The 20,977-nt window shown below is 64.8% G+C and carries 17 protein-coding genes; 9 read left to right on the top strand and 8 right to left on the bottom strand.

Annotated features, from left to right (window positions below):
* Positions 1-14 precede the first annotated feature (14 nt).
* On the bottom strand, positions 15-1,040 hold the full coding sequence (locus ASG57_RS38685; RefSeq protein WP_057196537.1) for an AraC family transcriptional regulator: 1,026 nt from the start codon (positions 1,038-1,040) through the stop codon (positions 15-17).
* Positions 1,041-1,225: 185 nt separating this feature from the next.
* Here ASG57_RS38685 and ASG57_RS13755 point away from each other — a divergent pair, with 185 nt between their 5' ends.
* The 6 genes from ASG57_RS13755 to ASG57_RS13730 all read left to right on the top strand — a co-directional run bounded on the left by ASG57_RS13755 (position 1,226) and on the right by ASG57_RS13730 (position 10,067).
* Positions 1,226-1,675, top strand: coding sequence for a cupin domain-containing protein (locus ASG57_RS13755; RefSeq protein WP_024339447.1), 450 nt, complete (start codon positions 1,226-1,228; stop codon positions 1,673-1,675).
* A 107-nt stretch (positions 1,676-1,782) separates the two neighbouring features.
* Positions 1,783-3,273 (top strand): flavin-containing monooxygenase, encoded by a 1,491-nt coding sequence (locus ASG57_RS13750; RefSeq protein WP_057196536.1) that lies wholly within the window; start codon positions 1,783-1,785, stop codon positions 3,271-3,273.
* Between the two features lie 89 nt (positions 3,274-3,362).
* Positions 3,363-4,430 (top strand): hypothetical protein, encoded by a 1,068-nt coding sequence (locus tag ASG57_RS13745; protein ID WP_057196535.1) that lies wholly within the window; start codon positions 3,363-3,365, stop codon positions 4,428-4,430.
* A gap of 66 nt (positions 4,431-4,496) precedes the next feature.
* On the top strand, positions 4,497-5,501 hold the full coding sequence (locus ASG57_RS13740; RefSeq protein ID WP_057196534.1) for an NAD-dependent epimerase/dehydratase family protein: 1,005 nt from the start codon (positions 4,497-4,499) through the stop codon (positions 5,499-5,501).
* A 199-nt stretch (positions 5,502-5,700) separates the two neighbouring features.
* Positions 5,701-6,906, top strand: coding sequence for an efflux RND transporter periplasmic adaptor subunit (locus ASG57_RS13735; protein WP_057196533.1), 1,206 nt, complete (start codon positions 5,701-5,703; stop codon positions 6,904-6,906).
* Between the two features lie 11 nt (positions 6,907-6,917).
* On the top strand, positions 6,918-10,067 hold the full coding sequence (locus tag ASG57_RS13730) for an efflux RND transporter permease subunit (protein ID WP_057196532.1): 3,150 nt from the start codon (positions 6,918-6,920) through the stop codon (positions 10,065-10,067).
* 51 nt (positions 10,068-10,118) lie between these two features.
* Here the strand turns inward: ASG57_RS13730 and ASG57_RS13725 are convergent, their stop codons facing one another.
* Both ASG57_RS13725 and ASG57_RS13720 read right to left on the bottom strand, forming a co-directional pair.
* The gene (locus ASG57_RS13725) at positions 10,119-12,383 is read right to left on the bottom strand and encodes a cation:proton antiporter domain-containing protein (protein ID WP_057196531.1); all 2,265 of its coding nucleotides are present in this window, start codon (positions 12,381-12,383) and stop codon (positions 10,119-10,121) included.
* A gap of 508 nt (positions 12,384-12,891) precedes the next feature.
* Positions 12,892-14,064, bottom strand: coding sequence for an MFS transporter (locus tag ASG57_RS13720; protein WP_057196530.1), 1,173 nt, complete (start codon positions 14,062-14,064; stop codon positions 12,892-12,894).
* Between the two features lie 60 nt (positions 14,065-14,124).
* Here ASG57_RS13720 and ASG57_RS13715 point away from each other — a divergent pair, with 60 nt between their 5' ends.
* Both ASG57_RS13715 and ASG57_RS13710 read left to right on the top strand, forming a co-directional pair.
* On the top strand, positions 14,125-14,925 hold the full coding sequence (locus tag ASG57_RS13715; RefSeq protein WP_057196666.1) for an AraC family transcriptional regulator: 801 nt from the start codon (positions 14,125-14,127) through the stop codon (positions 14,923-14,925).
* Positions 14,926-15,116: 191 nt separating this feature from the next.
* Positions 15,117-16,469 carry a malonyl-CoA decarboxylase gene (locus tag ASG57_RS13710; RefSeq protein WP_057196529.1) on the top strand — a complete coding sequence of 451 codons (1,353 nt, stop codon included), beginning with the start codon at positions 15,117-15,119 and terminating at the stop codon, positions 16,467-16,469.
* Positions 16,470-16,592: 123 nt separating this feature from the next.
* On the opposite strand, the gene tarD is transcribed toward ASG57_RS13710, so the two are convergent.
* The 5 genes from tarD to ASG57_RS13685 all read right to left on the bottom strand — a co-directional run bounded on the left by tarD (position 16,593) and on the right by ASG57_RS13685 (position 20,521).
* Positions 16,593-17,762 carry a D(-)-tartrate dehydratase gene (gene tarD, locus ASG57_RS13705; RefSeq protein ID WP_024339437.1) on the bottom strand — a complete coding sequence of 390 codons (1,170 nt, stop codon included), beginning with the start codon at positions 17,760-17,762 and terminating at the stop codon, positions 16,593-16,595.
* A gap of 140 nt (positions 17,763-17,902) precedes the next feature.
* Positions 17,903-18,145: a DUF3297 family protein gene (locus ASG57_RS13700; protein WP_029674077.1), complete on the bottom strand. Its 243-nt coding sequence runs from the start codon at positions 18,143-18,145 to the stop codon at positions 17,903-17,905.
* 11 nt (positions 18,146-18,156) lie between these two features.
* The gene (locus ASG57_RS13695) at positions 18,157-18,633 is read right to left on the bottom strand and encodes a glutathione peroxidase (protein WP_024339436.1); all 477 of its coding nucleotides are present in this window, start codon (positions 18,631-18,633) and stop codon (positions 18,157-18,159) included.
* Positions 18,634-18,635: 2 nt separating this feature from the next.
* A complete protein-coding gene (locus ASG57_RS13690; protein ID WP_024339435.1) occupies positions 18,636-20,036 on the bottom strand; it encodes an amidase family protein in 1,401 nt (466 codons plus the stop codon).
* 227 nt (positions 20,037-20,263) lie between these two features.
* Positions 20,264-20,521 (bottom strand): DUF6894 family protein, encoded by a 258-nt coding sequence (locus ASG57_RS13685; protein ID WP_024339434.1) that lies wholly within the window; start codon positions 20,519-20,521, stop codon positions 20,264-20,266.
* A gap of 261 nt (positions 20,522-20,782) precedes the next feature.
* Here ASG57_RS13685 and pqqA point away from each other — a divergent pair, with 261 nt between their 5' ends.
* Positions 20,783-20,863, top strand: coding sequence for a pyrroloquinoline quinone precursor peptide PqqA (gene pqqA / locus ASG57_RS13680; protein ID WP_007595659.1), 81 nt, complete (start codon positions 20,783-20,785; stop codon positions 20,861-20,863).
* The last annotated feature ends 114 nt before the right edge of the window (positions 20,864-20,977 follow it).

Below are 20,977 nucleotides of genomic sequence, written 5' to 3'. Positions count from 1 at the left end.
CCTGGGTCGGTAAGCTAGCTCATCCTCCGCCGCAGTGTCGCCGACGGCGTCTCGCCGAATTTTTCGCGGTAGGCGCCGGCCATGCGGCCGAGATGGGTGAAGCCGAGATCGAAGGCGATGTCGGTGATGGAGGCATCGGGTGCGGCCTGCGCGAGGCGCGCGTGCAGGCTCGCGAGGCGCATGTCGAGCAGCATCTCCGAAATCGAGACGCCGAAGTGACGGCGGAAGCCGAGCTGGAGCGCGCGGATGCCAATGCCGGACACGCAAGCGAGCTCACCGAGATCGAGCGGCTCGCCGGCATGATCCGCCAGATGGTCGCGCGCGGCACGGAGCGCACGCGGCAGGCGCTCTGCCTGCCCTGAGAACGTCCTGATCGCATCAGACAAGCCATGCCGCTGCCCGTTGAGGAGATGATCCAGCAGCAGCTCCCGCCAGTCGGCCATGGCAACCGGCGAAAGCCGGCCGGAAGGACCAAAACGCTCGGCGAGATTCATCAGCCCGGCAAGGCTGGCCTGCAAGCCCCGCCCGGACGGCGCGTCCAGGTCGATCACCGGATCGAATTCGACCGTGCCGGCCGTTCTGCCCGACAGCGCCGCGGCGCGTTGCTCGACCATGCGGCGGTCGAGCAGCAGGATCGCCTGCGCGCAATCGCTCCACATCATCCGGGTCGGGATGGTCGGCGACAACAGCGACGCGGCGCGGTCCGGCACGACATCGAACTCGCCGACGCCTGAACGAATACGGGCGCTGCCCGCCAGCGGAATCTGCACCAGGAAGAAGCGCTCGAGGCAGCCCGGATCGATGCTCACCGATCCGCCATAGGCCACGTAGTTGATGGAGAAGCCGTCGAAGGCCGCACAATTGTGCCGGGCGGAGAAGCCGGCCGCTCGCGCCCGCTCCGGCTTGAGATCGTGCGGGCAGAAGATGCGCCCGATCTGCTCCGCGGCCTCGTCAACGTCATCCGTGGTGACGCGGGCGAAGGCCGCGAGCCGCTCGGCTGCGGGCGCCCTTGCGCTCATTTCCAGCACGGCTGCGGACATGATCGGCCACGCTTCGCGTCTCGAATTGCTTTAAGCCTATAATAGTTTCGCGGATGCGGAAAGGGTCGCGCCCCTGAAATTCCGTGCTGCATGGCAACAGCCGTGCCGGGATTCGTTTATCGGATAGACAGACGGCTCACCGCTGGCGAAGCTCCGTCCTTGCCGGTATCCATGAGGAGGTGAGCATGACTGCACTCGAAAAGGGCATTACTGCAAACGGCACGGGCTACGGCGGCAAAAGCTGGAACATCCTGGGCCAAGTCTATTTCCCGAAGGCCGTCACCGACTCCACCTTTGCGTTCGAGACCAACAGCGATCCCGGCCAGTTCGTGCCGGTGCACATCCATCCGACCCAGGACGAGTTTATCCTGGTGCAGGAAGGCACCCTCGATCTCAAGCTCGATGGTCAATGGGTCAAGGCCCATGCGGGCGATCTCGTGCGCATGCCCCGCGGAATCCCGCACGGCTATTTCAACAAGTCCGACAAGCCGTGCCGGGCACTGTTCTGGGTCTCGCCGATGCAAAAGCTGGAGGCGCTGTTCAATCAGCTGCACAACCTGACCGATCCCGCAGAGGTCGTGCGCATCTCCGCGCTGCACGAGGTCGACTTCCTGCCGCCCGAGGCCAACGACTAGGCGGCCGGCTTCCCCGTCCACTTTCATCCGCTTGCAGCTCGGCCGGCCGCGCCCTGCGGCCGAACGTGGCCGCATGCGCGCGAAACACATCGATTGCGAGCCAACCCATGGTCAGCCTCAAGCATGTCTGCGTGATCGGCGCCGGCGTCTCCGGCCTTGCCGCCGCAAAAGCGTTCTCCACCCACGGCCACCGCGTCATCATCGTCGAGCGCAGCAGCGATCTCGGCGGCGTCTGGGAGCCGGCGCGCTCATATCCTGACGTGCAGACGCAGAGCCCGAAGGAGCTCTACCGCTACACCGATCGCGCCATGCCGGACGCCTATCCGGAATGGCCGACCGGGCCGCAGGTCCATGCCTACCTCGCCGACTACGCGAAGAGCTTCGGTCTCGACCGCATGCTGCGGCTCGACACACAGGTTGCCGGCATGGCTCGCCGCGCCGACGGCAGGCCGGGCTGGACGCTCGCGCTGAGAAACAGGGACGGCGCGACCACGAACGAAGACTTCGATTTCGTCGCGGTCTGCACCGGGCAGTTCAACGAGCCGCGCGAGCTACATTGCCCTGGCGAGGACGCCTTCCTGGCGCAGGGAGGCCAGATTCTGCACTCGTCGAAATACAGCGATCCGGCGCTGGCGAAAGGGCGACGCGTCGTCGTGCTCGGCGGATCCAAGTCCGCAACCGACATCGCGGTGAACGCGGTGAAATCGGGCGCGCGCGAGGTCACGATCGTGATGCGCGAACCGGTCTGGCGCATCCCTTATTTCATCGGCGGCCTCGTGAACTTCAAACGCATCCTCTACATCCGCGCGCAGGAGGAGATGTTTCCGGGATGGGGCATCAGCGCGACGTCACGACTTGCCCATCGCATCGCTGCGCCGCTGGTCTGGGCGAACTGGCGCGGCCTGGAGAGTCTGTTGAAGGCCCAGCTCAAGCTGAAGCAATGCAAGATGGTGCCGAACGAGCGGATCGAGGACGGCGTCAACTGCTCGGTGCCGATCGCAACGCCGGGCTTCTATCCGATGGTCGCCGACGGCCGCATCAAGGCGGTGTTCGGCACCTTCGATCGTTATGACGGCGACAGCATCGTGATGAGCGGCGGCGAGCGCGTCGGTGCAGACATCGCGGTGCTCGCGATCGGTTACAAGCTCGGCGTGCCCTTCCTGCCCGAAGCTTACAGACAGAAACTCGTCGATGGTGACGGGCAGTACCGGCTCTATCGCCTGATCGCCAGTCCTGACCTGCCTGACATGGGCTTCGTCGGCTTCAACTCGTCATTCTGCACCGTGCTCTGCGCCGACCTCGCCGCCAACTGGCTGGTGCGCTACGCCGACGGCCAGCTCGCCAACCAGCCGACGGCACAAGCGATGCGCGACAACATCGAGATGATGCTGCATTTCAGGCGCGTCGAGCGGCCGGCCGCCGGCGTCTATGGCGGCCTGTGCGTCGCGCCCTATCACTATCGCCATTTCGACGAGCTGATGGCCGACATCGGCACGAAGACCCAGAAGCGTAAAGGACTCGCTGGGCGCTTCCTGCCGCCGGACGCGGATGTCTATGCCAAGTTCCTGGCTTCCGCGCCGGACTATCGCGCCGCGTAAGAATTGCGGCTGAGCGGGATTTGCATCTCGCCAGCCCTCTTATCCAGTGCTTACGATCTCGCTGGCCTCGAATCGACAGGGAACCGGCCATGGGATCCAGACGTCTTGCAGCCCTTGCGGCTATTGCCTTCTTCATCTCAGCGCCCGCGAACGGACAACAGCCCGCGCTCACAGCCAGGCAATCCGAGGCACTCACCGCCTATGACCGCGCGCTAGGCGATTTCAAAGCCATCCTCTCGGAGCGGCGGCGTCAGATCGAGGCGAAGGAGCCGCTGCCGAATCTGCCGGGACAGGCGCTATATCTCGCCCGTGTCGCCGTCATCAGCACCTACAAGGATCTCACCGACGTCATGCCGTCGCGCATCGGCCGGCCCAACAAGTTCGAGATTCCGCCGGCCTATTTCGATGCCGATATCGAGCCGCTGGTCGACGAGTACGGCAAGCTGTTCGACATCATGGAAGCGCCGCCTCCGGGCGCGCAAAACTCGCCGACGCCGGTCAAGGACGTCGTCGATCTCGCCGTTGCGATCGCGCGCGCAAAGGGGCTCGCGCCTGAACATGCCGAGACGGCCGGTCGCATCAGTCTCGGATTGTTCTTTGCCGAGACCAACGGCAAGCAGAACGTCCGCAATGCGCGCTCGAACACCTATATGGGCAGCTTCCAGACCGGCCCCTCCGAAGACCGCAACGGCCGCAGGAAATGGGAGAAGATCAAGTCGGACGTCGCCGCGTTGGATCCGGCGCTGAGTGCGCGAGACGACAAGGAAGAGGCCCGGGCCCGCGGCACCGATCACCGCTTCAACCACTGGACCAACGTGCGCAATGGCCTGATGAACGCGCACGCTGACCTGTTCCGTGAGATACCCGGAATCGTGAAGACGCTGCCCGACCCGATCGACCAGATGAAGCTGTTCCAGTTGATCCAGATCGTGCCGACCCCGACGCGGTCCGCGCTGAGATCGGGCGATCTCCTGAACTACAGGGTGTCAAGTCCAACGGTCATGAAGTATCTGCGCAACAACAGCATCTTCGCCTTCGGACAGGCCGACCGGGCGCGCAGCTCGGCAAGCTACCGCGAGATCTTCGCTGCGATGTGGCTGTTCAACAGGAAGTTCGAGCGCGCGATGACGAGTTACGCGGAGATCAGGGCGCGTTGATGGATCGGTTGCAACCGATACCGGACGTTGTAATCTCCTCATCTCATCGGCGGCACGGGCCCCTCCATGCGCTTCCTCATTCTCGGCGGCAGCCAGTTTCTCGGCCGGGCAATCGCCGCGCATGCCTGCGCTGCCGGTCATGACGTGACCTGTGCAGCTCGCGGCCTTGCGGGGCCGATTGCCGCGGGCGCGCGCTTCGTGCGGATCGACCGCGACGCCGCCGACGGTCTCGCCCCGCTCGCGGCTGAGACCTTCGACGCCGTGGTGGATGTCTCGCGCCGGCCCGGCCAGGTCCGTCGCGCGGTCGCCACGCTGAAGCGACCGGACGTGCATTGGACCTTTGTGTCGACGATCAGTGTCTATGCGGACAACCGGATCCCGGGGCAACGCGCCGACACGGCGCCGCTGCGCGAGCCGGTTGGGGCGGAGATCGAGCACAGCACCGACGCCATCTATGGCGCCGCCAAGGTTGCCTGTGAGCAAGCGGTCGGTGGCGACGCCTTCATCTGCCGCGCCGGCCTGATCGCCGGACCGGAGGACCCGACAGGACGTTTCGCGTACTGGCCGGCGCGTCTTGCGCAGGGCGGCGAGGTGCTGGCGCCGGGATCGCCCGAGGATGCCGTCCAGTTCATCGACGTGCGTGATCTCGCGCAATGGATCGTCGATGCGGCCGAGATTCACCTCACCGGCATCTATGACGGAATTGGGCCAACTCGCACGCGCGGCGAATTCCTGAGCGAATGCGCATCCGCGCTGAACACGTCCTGCACGTTCACCTGGATCGACCGTGCCTTTCTGGAAGCGCATGATGTGCGGCGCTGGGCAGGTCCGCGATCGCTGCCGATGTGGCTGCCATTGCCGGACTATGCCGGATTCCTGACACGCGACACCTCCCCGGCTCGCGCGGCCGGATTGACCTCGCGACCGGTGGCCGCCACCGCGCGCGACACGCTTCACTGGCTCCTCGCCGGCGGCGGCCCGGTCGTCGGGCTCACCGCGGACGAAGAGAAGGATGTGCTCGCCGCGTGGCATGCGCACCAGCCGGGCTGGGGCCGGAATGTAACCTCATAATGCGCAAAGCGATCCGATAATTATCGGTGCGGTCAGGCCGATCGTGAGCCCGGTGAAAAGCGTTGGTCACGACAAATCTGTCAAAGGCCACACGACCGTTTGCAGTGCAAGGCCTGTGACTGCCATGGCTATGGTGTTCCAAGGCCGCCCATTTGTTGCTAGCCTGCCGCACCGACAGACAGCAATCGGGGGCTACCGAATGACGCGCGCGAATCCCGCATCTCTCGCACGATGCAATAGAGTGCGGAGACATGCCGGGCGAGCCTTGGCACGAGGCTTGGCAGCGGCAATTGCCGTGATTGCGCTCGCCGGTTGCGAGGACAAGAACACCTTCGTGGCACCGCCACCGCCGAAGGTCGACGTGGCGACGCCGGTGCAGCGCCCGGTCACGCGCTATATCGAGTCCACCGGAAACACCGCTCCGGTCAAAAGCGTCGATCTCGTCGCGCGCGTGCAGGGCTTCCTGCAATCGATCGACTACCAGGACGGCACGTTCGTGAAGCAGGGCACGCAGCTGTTCACGATCGAGCCGGAGACCTACAAGCTCAAGCTCGAGCAGGCGCAGGCGGCCGAGGCCGGCGCGCAGGCCTCGCTCCGTCAGGCGGAAGCCGACTACAAGCGGCAGGCGGAGCTGGTGCAGCGGCAGGCCGTCTCGCAGGCCACGCTCGACACCTCGACATCCAACCGCGACAACGCCCAGGCCAATCTGCAACAGGCCCAGGCCAATACGAAACTCGCCGAGGTGAACTACGGCTACACCAAGGTGACGGCGCCGTTCGACGGCATCGTCAGCGCGCACATGGTCTCGATCGGAGAGCTCGTCGGCGTTTCGTCGCCGACCCAGCTCGCCACCATCGTGGCGATGGATCCGATCTACGTAAACTTCACCGTTAACGAGCAGGACGTCCTGCGCATTCGCGCCGAAGCGGCACGCCGCGGGATGACACCCGCCAACCTCAAGGAGTTTCCTATCCAGATCGGCCTCCAGACCGACACCGGCTACCCGTACCAGGGGCATCTCGACTACGTCTCGCCGACGCTCAATCAATCGACCGGCACGCTGGCGGTCCGCGGCCTCGTTCCGAACCAGAAGCGGGTGCTGCTGCCCGGCTATTTCGTCCGGGTCCGCGTGCCGTTCGAGCAGGAGAAGAGCGCCCTCCTGGTTCCCGACACCGCGCTCGGCAGCGACCAGGGCGGCCGCTATCTGCTGGTGGTCAACGGCGACAATATCGTCGAGCAGCGCAAGGTGCAGATCGGCCCCGTCGACAACGGCCTGCGCGTGATCGAAAACGGTCTGAAGCCGGACGACCGCGTGGTGGTCGCAGGGCTCTTGCGCGTCATCCCGGGCCAGAAGATCGACCCGCAGGTGACCAAGATCGAGCAGCCGCAGGCGTCTGCCAAGTAGGAGCGCCAGCCATGATCTCGAAGTTCTTCATCGAGCGGCCCGTCCTCTCGAACGTCATCGCGCTGCTGATGATCCTGATCGGCGGTGTCGCTCTGTTCAACCTTGCCATCGCGCAATATCCCGACGTGGTGCCGCCGACCGTGCAGGTCACCACGCGCTATCCCGGCGCCAGCGCCAAGACCGTGATCGACACCGTGGCGTTGCCGATTGAGCAGCAGGTCAACGGCGTCGAAGACATGCTGTACATGCAGTCCTACAGCGCTGCGGACGGCACCTACACGCTTACCGTGACATTCAAGATCGGCACCGACCTCAACTTCGCGCAGGTGCTGGTGCAGAACCGCGTCTCAAGCGCATTGTCCCAGCTGCCGCAGGCGGTGCAGAACCAGGGCGTCACCGTGCAGAAGCGATCGACCTCGATCCTCCTGTTCGTGACGCTGACCTCGCCGGATTCCAGGTACGACAGCCTTTACCTGAGCAATTACGCCACCATCAACATCCGCGACGAGCTCTCTCGCCTTCCCGGCGTCGGCAACGTCACCGTGTTCGGCGCCGGCCAATATTCGATGCGAGTCTGGCTCGATCCGAACAAGCTGCAAGTGCGCGGCCTCGTGCCGCAGGATGTCATCCAGGCAATCCAGCAGCAGAGCCAGCAGGTCTCGGCCGGCCAGGTCGGCGCGCCGCCGACCCCGCCAGGACAGGCGTTCCAGTACACGCTCAATGTCAACGGACGGCTCGACGACACCAGTCAGTTCGAGAACATCATCGTCAAATCGGGCAGCAGCGGCGACGTCACGCGGGTGCGCGACGTCGGCTGGGTCGAACTGGGCGCGCAGACGTACAACCAGATCTTCTCGCTCAACAAGCAGCCGGCCGTCGGCATCGGCGTGTTCCAGTCACCCGGTGCCAACGCGCTCCAGGTCGAGAATGCCGTCGAGAAGAAGATGGCCGAACTTGCCAAACGCTTCCCCGAGGGCATCAAGTACGACACGCCGTTCGACACCACCAAATTCGTCGAGGCCTCGGTGCACGAGGTCTACACGACGCTGATCGAGGCGGGCCTGCTCGTGCTGGTCGTGATCCTGATATTCTTGCAGGACTGGCGCGCGATGCTCGTGCCGGCGACCACCGTGCCGGTGACCATCATTGGCGCCTTTGCCGCGATGGCGGCGCTCGGCTTCACCATCAACATGTCGACGCTGTTCGCGATCGTGCTCGCGATCGGCATCGTGGTCGACGACGCCATCGTCGTGGTCGAAGGCGCAGCGCACAACATCGAGCAGGGCATGAACGGCCACGACGCCGCGATCAGGGCGATGGACCAGCTGTTCGCGCCGATCGTCGGCATCACGCTGGTGCTGATCTCGGTGTTCCTGCCGGCCTCGTTCCTTGCAGGACTCACGGGACGCATCTATTCGCAATTCGCGCTGGTGATCGCCGCGACAGCGCTTCTCTCCGCCATCAACGCGGCGACCTTGAAGCCGACGCAATGCGCGCTCTGGCTCCGGCCGGCCGTCCCGCCCGAGCAGCGCAACTTCTTCTATCGCGGCTTCAACGCGATCTATAATCGCGTCGAGCGCGCCTACACGAGGCTGATCACCTTTCTCGTCAAACACGCCACCATCTCGGTCGCGTTCGCGCTGCTGATCATCGGAGCGAGCGGCTACGGCCTGTCGCGGGTGCCGACAGGCTTCCTGCCGATCGAGGACCAGGGCTATCTGATCGCCGCCGTGCAATTGCCCGACGGCGCCGCGCTGGAGCGGACGCAAGCCGTGCTCGACAGAGCGAGCGAGCTGATCAAGGACACACCCGGCGTCCAGCAGGTCATCACGATTGCCGGCATCTCCGCGCTCGACAACAGCGCCAGCCTTGCCAATGCCGGCGTCGCCTACATCATCCTGAAGGACTGGGACGCGCGCAAAGGCCCCGGCGAGGATCTGCGCTCGTTGGTGTTCGGGCTGAACGACAAGCTCGCGGCCATCATGGAGGCGCGGACCATCGTTCTGCCCCCGCCGCCGATCCAGGGCATCGGCAATGCCGCCGGGTTCTCGATGCAGGTCGAGCTGCGCGACGGCAACAGCGACTTCGCCAAGCTGCAGGCGATCACCGGGGCGATGGTCAGCAATGCCCAAAGCCAGAGCGCGCTTCAACGGGTGCAGTCCTCGTTCCGCTCCTCGGTGCCGCAATTCAATGTCGAGATCGACCGCGTCAAGACCCAGACCCTGCACGTGACGACGGATCAGGTGTTCTCGGCATTGTCGACCTATCTCGGCTCCTCCTACGTCAACCAGTTCAACAAGTTCGGCCGCGTATTTCAGGTCTATACCCAGGCCGACCCGGCGTTCCGCGTCACCGAGCGCGACATCGCCAACATGATGGTGCGCAACTCGAACGGCGACATGATTCCGATCGGCACGGTCGCCAAGATCACGCCCGCCACCGGACCATCGCTGATCAGCCTCTACAATCTCTATCCGTCGTCGACCGTGATCGGCCTGCCCGCACAGGGCTATTCCTCCGGTCAGTCGCTGAAGCTGATGGAGGAGATCGCGGACAAGACGCTGCCGCCCGGCACCGGCTACGAATGGACCGCGATGTCGTATCAGGAGAAGGCGGTCTCGAACCAGATCTACTGGGTGTTCGGGCTCGCCATGCTGCTGGTCTATCTCGTGCTCGCCGGGCAATATGAGAGCTGGTATGCGCCGATCTCCGTGATCCTCGCCGTGCCGCTGTCGCTGCTCGGGCCGATGCTGGTTCTCAGCGCCCTCAAGATCGACAACAACCTCTATTGCCAGATCGGCCTCATCCTGCTGATCGCGCTGTCGGCCAAGAACGCGATCCTGATCGTCGAGGTCGGGCTCGAGCTGCACGGCCGCGACGGCAGACCGATCCTGGAGTCCGCCATCGAAGCCGCGCGCGCCCGCTTCCGGCCGATTCTGATGACCTCGTTCGCCTTCATCCTCGGCGTGGTGCCGCTGGTGCTGGCGACCGGCGCAGGCGCAAGCGCGCGCAAGTCGATCGGCATTACCGTGTTCTCCGGCATGCTTGCCTCGACCTGCCTCGCAGTGCTGTTCGTTCCGGCCTTCTTCGTGGTGGTGCAGCGCTTCGAGAACTGGCGGGCGTCGAAGAAGCGCAAGGTGCAGGCGGTGCCGGCGAAATAGACAACGGCGGTCAACCACAATCATCACTGCGGAGAGCGACGGCACCACCGTCTAACCCTTCTCCGCCGGAGTCCGGCGCGCCTCACCGCTCGACACCAGCAGCACCGAGACCTTCGACTGCCTTAGCACGGCGTCGGCAACGCCGCCGAGGGAGAGGTGATCGGCCTGGATGCGGTCGACGCCCATCACGACGAGATCGACGTCGGTTGTGTCGATCTCGCGCAGGATCGCCGCCTCCGGCGCCCGGTTCACCCGCAGCGTGGTGGTGATGTCGACGTCGTAGCGGGCGGCGAGATCGCTCGCGTCCTTGAGGATTCCCGTCTCCTGGCTCAGGCCGCCGGAAACCCCGCGCTGTGCGCCCTTGTCCCGCGTCGTTGCGACATAGATCACCCGGAGCGAACCTGATCCCGCCTGTGCCAGCGCCACCGCGATCTCGGCACCGCGCTTGGAGACACTGCTGCCCGAAACCGGAACGAGGATGTTGAGCGCGTCGGGCATCGGCTGCTTCAGGTGCTTGCCCTTCGCGGCCACGATCGCGAGCGGCCCTTCGAACTTCGCCGCGATATCGTCGATCCTCCGGTCGAAACGATCCTTCGTCGTCACGACCGTGTCGATGCCGACGACCAGGAGATCGAAGCCCTTGCGCGCTTCGTCGGCGATCGTCTCGCCGAGCCCCGCCTGCCTCGCCCGGCTGACGACATCGACGTTGCCGGCCTCGCCGTCGCCGCGAGCGGACACGACTTCTGCGGCCTTCTTCACCACGGCTTCGTGGCTTTCTTCCTCGTCCCTACCCTTCTCCTGCTCCTTGGCGTGCTGGCCGATATGCAGCACGGTGAGCGGCAGGTTGCGCTTGCCGGCGATCAGGCCCGCGATGTGGGCGGCAAAGCTGGCGTTGACGCTTTCGTCCACCGCCAGCAGGGGGCGCTCGAGATTTGCGACGAAGCCGCGCTTCTCGAATTCCTCGCGCTCCAGCCGCTCCTTCTCCTCCTTGCTCATCGGCAGCCTGGCCAGCGCCGCGCGCAGCATCGGCGGCATCGCCATCGTGGTGACGATCGCCATGGTCACGATCATCGTGAACAGGTTCTGGCTGAGCACGCCGATGGAGAGGCCGATGGTGGCGATGATCACCTCGGTCGAGCCGCGCGCGTTCATCCCGCTCGCCAGCGCCAGCGACTCCCGCGCATTCAACCCGCCGAGGGTGCCGCCGACGAACGCCCCGCCGAACTTGCCGACGCTCGCGATCACGACCAGCAGGCCGGTGAGCATCAGCAGATTGGGATCGCGCAACACCGAGAGGTCGGCGCTGAGCCCTGCCAGGCCAAAGAACACCGGCATGAAGAAGCTCGAGATCAGCCCGCGCAGCCGCTCGTCGATCTGCCGCGTCAGGATCGGGGACTCTCCGACCAGGATGCCGGCGACGAAGGCTCCCAGCACGGTGTGGACGCCGATCAGGTGCGTGATCATGGCCATGACGCTCATCAGCAGCAGGATCACGGTGATGACCGGCGCCGCGCTGACGAGATTGTCGTTGGCCCAGCGGATCAGCTGAAACACCAGGCGGCGGCCGATGGTGAAGCTGACCGCGAGGAAGGCAAGCGTCCCCAGCACGGCCTTGGCGACCGAGGCGATATCGAGCGTGCCGTGGGATGCCAGGCTGAAGATGATGGCGATGATGATCCAGCCGATCGTGTCATCGATCACGGCGGTCGAGACGATGATCTGGCCGACATTGCGGCGCATGAAGTTCATCTCGCGTACGACCACCGCGACGATCTTCACCGAGGAGATCGACAGCGCCGTGCCCATGAACAGCGACGCGACAAGGCGCTGCTGCGGATCGGGCAGCAACGCATCCGGCAGGAACTCGCCGAGCGCAAAGCCGCAGGCGAAGGGCACGATGATGCCGGCGACCGAGATCGCGATCGCGGCCCTGCCGACCTTCCGGACCAGCTTGAGGTCGGTCTCCATGCCGGTCAGCAGCAGAAGCAGGAGAATGCCGAACTGGGCGATGCCGTCGATCATCGCCTTCTGCTCGGGCGACTTGGGGAAGATCGCGTGCTGGGCCTCCGGCCAGATCCAGCCGAACAGCGACGGCCCGAGGATGATGCCGGCGAGCAGCTCGCCGATGACGGAGGGCTGGCCGATACGCATCATGATCTCGCCGAGGCCGCGGCCGACCGCGATCAGCAGGACGATCTGCGCCACCAGCAGGAATTCGGACGGGCCGTCCGCTTTCCCGGTCTCGGCAAAAGCCGCCATGGTGGTGAAGACGAGCGCTGCAGGGACAATGACGATCGGTCTGAGCAGGCTCTGCATGCAGGTGTGGTTTCCCCTTCAACCGCCCCGAACCGTCGGGACGGCAGGGACAGAACCCGCGGGACGCGCAGGGAGTTCCTGCCGCACGCGTCAGGATCGAGACGGCAAAGACGAAACTGCGAAAACAACCCCATGCACAGTAGAGACGCGTTGAAAGCGCTCGAGATTTCGGCTCCGCCGAAGAAACTTGCTCCGTCGGGCAAAACACTGGCAGGATGGCATCATCGGTGGCGTGGATGGGCTGCCATCTTCCAGGCCCCCACCCCACGTCCTCCCGTCATTGAGCGCAGCGAAGCAATCCAGAGTCTCTCCGCCGAACGATTCTGGATTGCTCCGTCGCTACGCTCCTCGCGACGACGGTGGAGAACGGGTGCCGCGTCTCGGAGGCATGCCGGCGCCCCGACAGGCGCGAACGCGGAAGTCCTGGGGCAGCAGAGCGTGCGGACAAATGGACCCGGGCTCGTCGCTGCGCGACGCCCCGGGATGACGCGCGGAGGGAGCATCGCCCTCACGCCGTCTGCGGCGTCCTGATCTCGCGCGGCAGGATCAAGGCGGCGGCGATTGCGAGCAGGCACAACGCGGCAAAGGCGTGCAGCATGGTGACGAAGCCGCCCTGCTCGTAGAGCCAGGCAACCAGGCCGACCGAGGCACCGGCCGCGGTGAAGCCGACGAAGTAGCGCACGGCGTAGGCGCGCGAGCGCCACTCCTCGGTGGTGTACTTGCCGACCATGGCGTCGTTCACCGTGACCTGCCCGAAGGCACCCATCACGATGCCGATCGAGACCAGGATCAGCGGCAGATTGTTCAGGCTCGCGGCCAGATACAGGAACGGCGCCAGCATGAATGACAGCGGCAGCGCCACCGTCTTCAACGAATAGCGGTCGAGCAGCCGGCCGATCGTGTACTGCGTCATCGCGCCGAACACGTAGACGCAAGCCGCGATGACCCCGAGCAGCGCCGGGCTCTTGGTCAGGTCCGCAAGCCGCTCCGCAAACAGTTTCGGCAGCGCCACGGTGACGGCGTTGAAGGTCGTCGAGATCGCGATCACGACGATCAGCAGCGCCAGGATCACGCGCCACATGTCCCGCTTGGCGACGCGCGCCTGCGCGGCGGCCTGCTTCGAACCCTTGCGGTCCTCATGCACGACGCTCATCGCGAAAGCGATGCCGGTGAGGATCGTGACGGCCCCGGGAACGATGAAGGCGAAGCGCCAGCCGAGGTATTGGCCGATCACGCCGGTGACCAAGGCCGACGAGGCGACGCCGAGATTGCCCCAGACGCCATTGATGCCCATCTCGCGGCCGAGCCTATCGGCATAGGACACGATCATGGCGGTGCCGACGGGGTGATAGATCGAGGCGAAGATGCCGATCGCGAGCAGCGCCGCGCCGAGCTGCACCGGCGTTTGCACGAAGCCGACCGCAACCATGGAGGCGCCGATGCCGACGAAGAAGATCAGCATCATGTGGCGCCGGCTCCAGCGGTCGCCGAGCCAGCCGGTCAGCAGCGAGCCGGCACCAAAGGCGACGAAGCCCGGCGTGGCGTAGGGCAGGAGTTCCGAATAGGCCATGCCGAGCGCCGGCCCCATGATGATGACGGCGGCGGCAAAGATCAGCATCGCATAATGGTCGATGAAATGGCCTGCGTTGACGAAACTGATGACCCGACCGGGGCTGTTCATTGCGAATCCTCTCCTGCTCCGAAATGAGTTATATGTCCTCCCCATGACGGAATGCTGCCAATGACTGTCTTGGAAACGCCAATCCTCAGGGAAGTCCGGGGCAACCATCGCTCGACCGCGGGCGTGCACCTGGTCGCTCGCGACTATCCCAAGGGCATGCGGATCAAGCCGCACCTGCACCGCGAAGCGCAGCTGATCTATGCTGCGAAAGGCACCATGCAGGTCACGACGCCCGGGGGGCGCTGGCTGGTGCCGCCGGACCGCGCCGTCTGGGTACCCGCCGGGCTCGAGCACGCCATCGACCTGCTCGCCGACATCGAGATGCGCACGCTTTACTTCGACTTGTCCTGGCTGAAGCGCGAGCGTCGCTATGACGGCCTGACCAGGGAATTCGTGGTGCGGGTCTCGCCGCTGCTCAATCAGGCGATCCTGGCGCTGTTCGACACGCGCAACACCGAGGAGCGCACCGAGCTGCTAGTCCGGCTCGTGATGCTGGAATTGCACCAGGCCGAGGATTCCGCGACCTTCGTTCCGCTGCCGCATGAGCCGCGCTGCCGCCGCGCCGCGATGATCGTGCTCGACGATCCCACCGGCCTGCACGACATCGACACGCTGGCGCGGGAGGTCGGAACCTCAGCGCGGACGTTGTCCCGGCTGTTCTCGAGCGAGACGCAGCTGAGCTTCAAGAGCTGGTGCCAGCGCGCCCGCATCGCGGCTGCGATCCAGCGGCTGTCGACGGATGCGACCGTCTCGGTGAAGCAGCTCGCCACGTCGCTCGGCTATGCCAGCGTGCCGGCGTTCTCCGCCGCGTTCCGCCAGGTGACGGGACGGACGCCGACGGAGTTTGCGGGAAAGGGTTAGCTCGTCACATGCGTGCTTGACCCGCGTGTCCATCCCTTTGCAAAAACTTTCCAACTAGGATGGATGGCCCGGCCATGACGAAGAGGCTGACGAGACGTACCACATCATCAAAATGACGCTTGATTGTGATCGGCTTCCACCCAAATCTTGTGTAAACTCCCGCATTGCACAAACCTGACACGAAAGCCCAGATGGCCAACGCCTTCTTCTCCGATCTGCTTGCCACCATCTCCGAGCGCGGCCGCACGCTGCTTCGCCGCGGTGATTCCGCCGACACCAGACGAGATGCCGACGGACTGCTCGAGCTCTGCGATGCGCTGCTGTCCGGCCGGGGCGAAGCTTCCGGCACCGCGATGGCGCGCGAGGTGCTGGACATCTACCGGGAGCTGGATGCGGCGGGGCGCCGCGCCTTCTTCGAGGGATTGGTTCGCGATTTCGGTCCCGATCGGGAGCGCCTGTCCAAGGCAATCGAGACATGGCGCGCCAAGCCGAGCGACGAGGACGCGAGCGCACTGCACTTCGCCTCCGAGCCGCGGCGGCAGGAACTGATCCGCCGCCTGAATCGCGCCCCGGGTGGCACCGGCGATCTCGTCAACATGCGCGCCGATCTGCTCGGCATGATGAACGGGCACACCGATCTCGCCGCGCTCGATCGCGACGTCTCGCATCTTCTCTCTTCGTGGTTCAACAGGGGGTTTCTCGTGCTGCGCAGGATCGACTGGTCGACCCCGGCCAACATCCTCGAAAAGATCATCCGTTACGAAGCCGTGCACGAGATCAGCGACTGGGACGACCTGCGCCGCCGCATCGATCCGGTCGACCGCCGCTGCTACGCCTTCTTCCACCCCGCGATGGTCGACGAGCCCCTGATCTTCGTCGAGGTGGCGCTGACCGAAACCATCCCCGGCGCGATCCAGCCCCTGCTCGCGGTGGACCGCCAGCATCTGCCGATCGAACGCGCGCGCACCGCCGTGTTCTATTCGATCTCCAACACCCAGCGCGGCCTCGGCGGCATCTCCTTCGGCAGCTTCCTGATCAAGCAGGTGGTGGAAGAGCTGCGCCGCGAATTGCCGAAGCTCGACACTTTCGTGACGCTGTCGCCTGTGCCCGGCTTCATGGCATGGATCAAGCAGGACAAGGATTTGCCGCTGTCGGACGAGGACCGCGAGGTGCTGAAGCGTCTGGAGGATCCCAGATGGTTCGAAAGCCCCGAGACAACGGCCCTGCTCCGCAGCGTGATAGAGCCGCTGGCTGCGCACTATTTCCTCAAGGCGCGCACGTCGAAGGGCAAGCTGATCGATTCCGTCGCCCGCTTCCACCTCGGAAACGGCGCGCGGCTGGAGCGCATCAACTGGCTGGGGGACCTCTCGCCGAAGGGCGTGCGCGAATCCGCCGGCGTCATGGTCAACTATCTCTACCGTCTCGACGATATCGAGAAGAACCACGAGGCCTATGCCAATGACGGCGAGGTCGTGGCATCGAGCGCGGTAAAGAAGCTGCTGAAGAGCGAAGGACGAAGGCTGCTGGATATGCGGTTGTCGTAGCAGCGCTCTGCTCTCTCCCATCATTGCAAGGAGCGCGACGAAGCAATCCAGGCCGTCGCCGACGAAAGATTCTGGATTGCTTAGCTACGCTCGCCAATGACGGAGGGTGTGGCAGCAGGCGGGCTACTCCGCCAGCGCCTTCATCTCCTTGTAGAGATCGGACTTGCCTTCGAAGCCGATGCCTGGAAGGTCGGGCATGGTGATGTGGCCGTTCTCGACGCGGACGCCGTCGGGGAAGCCGCCATAGGGCTGAAACAGGTCGGGATAGCTTTCGTTGCCCCCGAGCCCGAGGCCGGCAGCGATGTTGAGCGACATCTGGTGGCCGCCGTGGGGAATGCAGCGGCTGGGGGACCAGCCGTGAGTCTTCAGCACTTCCAGCGTGCGCAGGTATTCGCACAGGCCATAGGACAGCGCGCAGTCGAATTGCAGCCAGTCGCGATCGGGGCGCATGCCGCCGTAGCGGATCAGATTGCGGGCGTCCTGGTGGCTGAACAGGTTCTCGCCTGTCGCCATCGGGCGCGGATAGAATTCGGCGAGCGCGGCCTGCAGCGCGTAGTCGAGGGGATCGCCGGCCTCCTCGTACCAGAACAGCGGATAGTCCCGCAGCATCTTGGCGTAGGCGATCGCCGTCTCCAGGTCGAAGCGGCCGTTGGCATCGACGGCGAGCTGCGCGTCCTTGCCGATCTCTTCCAGCACGGCCTCGATCCGCTTGCGGTCTTCCTCGATCGGCGCGCCGCCGATCTTCATCTTCACGACGTTATAGCCACGGTCGAGATAGCCGCGCATCTCGCCGCGCAGCATCGACAGGCCCTTGCCGGGATAGTAGTAGCCGCCGGCCGCGTAGACGAAGACGCGCGGATCGGCGGTCACGCCGTGACGTTCGGCGAGCAGGCGGAACAGCGGCTTGCCCGCGATCTTCGCCACTGCATCCCACACGGCCATGTCGATCGTGCCGACGGCGACCGAGCGCTCGCCGTGACCGCCCGGCTTCTCGTTGGTCATCATCGCGGCCCAGACCTTGTCGGGGTCGAGGTTGCCGCCGGCTTCATCGAGCAACGACTTCGGATCGGCTTCGAGAATGCGCGAAGCAAAGCGCTCGCGGATCAGGCCGCCCTGTCCGTAGCGGCCGTTGGAATTGAAGCCGTAGCCGACGACGCGCCTGCCGTCGCGCACGACGTCGGTGACGACGGCAACGAGGCTTGTCGTCATCTTGCTGAAATCGATATAGGCGTTGCGGATCGGCGAGGAGATCGGCTTGGTGATCTCGCGGACGTCGACGATGCGGACGGACATGGGATGAGCTTTCGGCGGTTGTGTTCGTCATTGCGAACGGAGCAAAGCAATCCAGGAATGCATCCTCGGAGACAGTCTGGATCGCTTCGTCGCAAGCGCTCCTCGCAATGACGCGGAGAGAGCCCGTGCGCGCTCAGGAACTACTTCTTGTCCCGGAAGTACGGCTCGACCGGGCCGTGCACCTTGATGGTCAGCGGATTGCCGTGCCGGTCCTTGGCGTTCCCAGCGGTGACGCGGACCCACCCTTCGCTGATGCAGTATTCCTCGACATTGGTCTTCTCGATGCCCTTGAAGCGGATGCCAACGTCGCGCGCCAGAATGTCGGCGTTGTAGTAGGGGCTGTTCGGATCGACCGACAGGCGGTCGGGAAATTCGTCGCTCATGATTGTCTCGCTCACAACAGTGTTTCGATTTGCTGCCGCAATCCTTCGGGCCGTGCGGTCGGCGCGTAGCGCGCGACCACCTTCCCGGCACGGTCCACCAGGAATTTGGTGAAATTCCATTTGATGGAGGCGCCGAGAAGCCCTGATTGCTGGCGTTTGAGGTATTCGTACAGAGGATGCGCCTTCGGCCCGTTGACGTCGATCTTCTCGAAGAGGGGAAAGGTGACCTCGTAGTGGGTCGAACAGAACTCCTGGATCTCGCTCGCCGGTCCCGGTTCCTGCGCGCCGAACTGGTTGCAGGGAAAGCCGAGCACCGAGAAGCCGCGCGGGGAGAGATCGCGATGAAGATCCTCAAGGCCGCGATATTGCGGCGTGAAGCCGCATTTGCTCGCCGTGTTGACGATCAAGAGCACCTGTCCCTCGAACCGGCGCAGGGCGATCTCCTCGCCGGCAAGCGAGTTGGCCTTGAAGTCGTAGATGGCCGTCATCGCTAGTCCACGGGATCGATCGGCGACGGCGGCACGCCGCCGGCCTCGATCGCTTCGCCGGCAAGCAGGCAAAGGTCTTCGCGATAACGTCCGGAGACGATGTGCACGCCGACCGGTGCCTTGCCGACGAGGCCCGTGGAGACCACGAGGCCGGGCAGACCCATGAAGGGAATTGCGATCTGCGGCAGCTGCGCTTCCCAGACCCGCTTGAAGGATTCGTCGTCCTTGCGGTCAAGATGATCGGGGAACGGCAATTCGCCCGAGACCGGCGTCAGCAGCACGGCGTACTTCTCGAAGAACAACATCCATTCGCGGGTCAGCGTGGCTCGCCGCGTCAGCGCCTTGGCGTAATTTGCCTGATCCATCGGCGTGACCCTGCTGCGGTTGCCGCGCAGACAGGCCAGCGCGCCGGGATCGCCCTCGCGCTCGGCCGCCTCGAGTTGCGCCTCGTAGCCGTCGCCGAGCCAGAGCTTGATCTGCCATTCGACCGCCTCGCGCATCGGCGGCGTGTCCTCGATGACGTCGACGGTCCAGCCCGCCCGCTCGAGCCGCTTGCCGGCATCGCTCACCGCGGCCTTCACCTCCGGCGTGGTGGCAAGGCCGCCCGGATTGAGACAGAGCGCGGCGCGCTTGTCCCGAGCGGGGCCCTGCAGCGGCACCGGCACGAACCAGGGATCGCGGATGTCGCGGGCCGACATCGCATCAAGCGAGATGCGCAAATCGTTGACCGTGCGCGCCAGCGGGCCCGACACCGCCATGATCTGCGGGCCGATCGGGCGCTCCGGCAGCGCGGGATTGAAAGCAGGGATGCGGCCGAGCGTGGGACGCAGGCCGTGCACGCCGCAGGCATAGGCGGGATAGCGGATCGAACCCGCGATGTCGGTGCCGTGGGCAATGTGGCCGATGCCGGCCGCGACCGCGGAGCCGGCGCCGCCGGAGGAACCGCCCGGCGTCAGCGAGGCATCCCTGGGGTTCTTGGTGTCGCCGTGGATCAGATTGGTGGTGAACCAGCGGTAGGAGAAGGCCGGGCAATTGGTGCGGCCGAGGAGAATGGCGCCGGCTTTGCGGAAGTTGGCGACCACCGGATTGTCCTCGCGCGCGATCACGTCGCGCTGCAGTTTGAGGCCGTTGGTGGTGGCGAAGCCTTCCTGATCGACATTGGCCTTTATGGTGACGGGCACGCCGGCAAGCACACCGGGGTCCTCGCCCCGCGCGATGGCGGCATCGACGCCATCGGCCTGCTTGAGCACGTCCTCCGGCCGGTGATCGATCACCGCATTGAGTTTGGGATTGACGGCATCGAGCCGGGCAAGGCCAGCCTGCGCGGCCTCCCTGGCGGACACCTTTTTGGATTTGACGAGGGCGGCGAGGTCGGCGGCTGACAGGCGCCAGAGATCTTGCATGGCTTGCTCCGTGTGATCGGCGTCCTTTTAGCGCCGGGAACACGGCAAAGTCATGCGGATTTCGCGGGGGTACCTCCGTCGTTGCTTCGAAGCGCGGCCCGATGACAGGCTCCGCGAAGCAATCGAAACTGCCGCCGCGGAGGCGGTCTGGATTGCTTCGTCGCAAGGGCTCCTCGCAATGACGATGGAGGGAGCTGCGCGCCCCCTAACCCGGCCCTCGGCCGCAGCTAATGCCTCGTCGCTGACTGGTCCGGCAGGTCCAGCAGGGCCTCGGTGAAGGGAAACTCGAGCACGATCTCGCCTTCAGCGTCCGTCACCTCGATCACCGCCTCGAGCAGGGCCCGCTGGGTGCCCTCCGACTTCACCACCTCCAGGATCATCTGGCGGGCGACCTCCCAGGCGCGATCGGGGTTGCGCAGGTCCTCGCCTTCAGGATCCACGATCAGTTCGTCGCCGATACGGGTGTTGAAGAAATATCTGGGCATGCCTGGTCCAATGGGGTCGCCTGTCGCCGATTGAAAGCCGTTCTATACTCACAACTCGTTTATCCCGACAGGGATCACGACCCATCTGGGTTTTAGGAATGTCGTCGCTTACCTTTACGGCCGCAATACGCTCTCTTGCAGTGCAGCAATTCAGCAGATGGACTAGCGACGTCCGGGAAAATTTCACTGGCGAACTTCTCAGCCCGCATTACTTTAACCCGTGGGCGGACACGTCCGAATTCGCAAAGATGGAGAGCCGAAATGGCATGGAAAGCCCCGAAGATCGTCGAAGTGCCCTGTGGCATGGAAATCAACATGTATGTGAGCGCAACCCGCAAGTAAGCGGTTTGCGATTTCGCGTTCTGCGCCGGTGGATCTTTCAGTCACGACGCGTTTCCGAAAGACACAATCTGTGTCGGCATTTGCGTCGGCCTGAGATCCACCGCGCATGTTCCC

This window comes from Bradyrhizobium sp. Leaf396 (assembly GCF_001424605.1).
Lineage (GTDB): Bacteria > Pseudomonadota > Alphaproteobacteria > Rhizobiales > Xanthobacteraceae > Bradyrhizobium > Bradyrhizobium japonicum_C.
The sequence above is the reverse complement of the archived record's forward strand: the minus strand, read 5'-3'. Positions and strand labels throughout refer to the sequence as shown.